The 2,029-nt window shown below is 71.3% G+C and carries 2 protein-coding genes and 1 pseudogene; all 3 read left to right on the top strand.

All coding sequences use genetic code 11. The annotated features are described in order from the left end of the window. Positions 1-585 precede the first annotated feature (585 nt). Positions 586-822, top strand: a pseudogene (locus ACRYM0_RS20795) (TerD family protein); the annotation flags it as partial. A 51-nt stretch (positions 823-873) separates the two neighbouring features. Further along, positions 874-1,458 (top strand): type IV toxin-antitoxin system AbiEi family antitoxin domain-containing protein, encoded by a 585-nt coding sequence (locus tag ACRYM0_RS20790; RefSeq protein WP_432507752.1) that lies wholly within the window; start codon positions 874-876, stop codon positions 1,456-1,458. Beyond that, entirely contained in the window at positions 1,455-1,931 is a 477-nt protein-coding gene (locus tag ACRYM0_RS20785) for a nucleotidyl transferase AbiEii/AbiGii toxin family protein (protein ID WP_432507751.1), read from the top strand. Before ACRYM0_RS20790 ends, ACRYM0_RS20785 begins: the two co-directional genes overlap by 4 nt. Positions 1,932-2,029: the final 98 nt, after the last annotated feature.

Genomic DNA, 2,029 nt, shown 5'->3' with positions numbered 1-2,029 from the left:
CCGGCCCTGCCGAAGATCCTCGACCTGCCGACCAGCGCCTGGATCAACCGACCCGACGACCCTGCGCAGGCCGAGCACAGCTCAGCTGCTTAACACCTGCTGGCCTCAACCGCCTTGACACGTTCCGGGCGGCCAGCCACGCGCCGTGCGGACGTCGGGCCTGTTCGAGCGGGGACCGCCTACGGGAGATGGCCAGGCTGCCGTTCCTTCAGGTGTGTGCCGGAGGGCGCCATTGTCGCGGCTCGTGGTGGTCGAGGGGGGCGTTTTCGCCGCAGTCGTGGCGGAGGTGCCGCCGGCGCTCGCGGGGGTCACGCCTCGGCGGTCGCCTCAGGGTCCGACCAGCTGGTGGTGCGGCGGTGCTCGACGGCAGCACCGGTGCTCGGAGACGCACGTCCTGCGCTGGTTCGCTGCGGAAACCGCGGGCCTGGGTGAGACTGCGCGGGTGGGGGAGACGACGCTGCCGCGGGGTGCCAACCGGGCGCTGCCCGCGCAGGCCCGGCGCCTGCGCGCGGTGCTCAGCTGGGACGAGGACAGTGACGGCGTAGCGGACATCGACGCCTCCGCGCTGCTGCTGGGGCCGACCGCCGGGTGCTCAGCGACGGGCGCTTCGTCTTCTACAACCAGACCACCTCGCCGGAGGGCGCCGCGCGCCACCTCGGGCGCGGCAGCACCGAGACCGGCGGGGAGGAGCGCGTCAGCGTCGACCTGGACGAGGTCCCGGACGAGGCCGCCTTCGTCGTGCTGGCCGCCAGCGTTTCCGAGGGCGCCTTCGGGCAGGTGCCAGGCCTGCGAGCTGCTGGACCTGGCCGCCTCGGAGGGTGACCCCGAAACAAATCCATACACTGCTGATTATTCGGTGTGTACTTTTGTCTCGTGGAGATCGACACGCTCCCGCCGACGTTCACTGCGGGCCAGGCCCGGACGGCCGGGGTCTCGACCCGTGCGCTGTACCGCTGGCGCGACACCGGTGAGGTCGTCGAGCTGTCCCGCGGGGTGTTTCGCCACGCCGACGCACCCCCGCCGACGCACCCGGACCTGCTCGCGATCAACCTTCGGGCCCCGAACGCCGTGGTCTGCACCCTCAGCGCGGCCGCCGTCCACGACCTCACCGACGTCGCACCGTTCGAGGTGCAGATCGCGGTCTCGAGCAGAACGCACCCACCTCGGATCACCCAGCCCCCGACCACCGTGCTGCGGTTCGACCCGGCCACTCACCAGCTGGGCGTCACCGAGATCGAGGCCGCTCCAGGGGAGTTCGTGCCCGTCTACGACCCGGCCCGCACCGTCGTCGACCTCCTGCGCCTGCGCCACCGGTTCGGCCACGACGTCGCCTACAGCGCACTGAACCGTTACCTCGCACGCCCGGACGCGCGCCGAGCCGAGGTCTACCGCTACGCCCGCGCCCTTCGCATCGCGACCATCACCCTGACCGCTCTCGACATCGCCGGAGCCCGGTGACCCCCGTCGACCGCACCAGCCCTGCCGACCACGACACCATCGCCGCGGCCGTCATCGAGATCGCGACCCAGCCGGATCCCGACGGGGCCGATGGGATCACCTTCGACGCGTCGAGCGTGCGAACTCGCACCATCCGCGAGGAGGGGTTGTACGCGGGCGTCCGGGTCATGTTCGCCGCGGAGCTCGCGACCGCGCGGATCAAGGTGAGCCTCGACATCAACTTCGGCGACCCCGTCACTCTCGGTCCCCGCCCGGTGCAGTCGCCGTCCGTGCGGCCGGGCAGTGCGCCCGTGACCGTCCTGGGGTACCCGTTGGAGACTGTGCTCGCGGCAAAGATCTGCACCGCCATTGCCCTGGGCGACGCCAACTCCCGGATGAAGGACTACGCCGACATCTGGACGCTGACCGGCCGCCACGCCTTCGAGAGGCAGGCCGTGTCCCAAGCCCTAGTGGTCAGCTCGGGAAGTTCCTGATCATGCTGCGGCCTGCCAGGTGAAGCGGACGGGCCGGCGAGTCTGGCTCCGTTCGCGAGCCCAGGCTTGCACGGCCCGGTCGCACTCATCCGTGGTGG

This window comes from Kineococcus arenarius subsp. arenarius (assembly GCF_050871845.1).
Classification (GTDB): domain Bacteria; phylum Actinomycetota; class Actinomycetes; order Actinomycetales; family Kineococcaceae; genus Kineococcus.
Note: the sequence above shows the minus strand (reverse complement) of the source record. Positions and strands in the feature narration are given on the sequence as shown.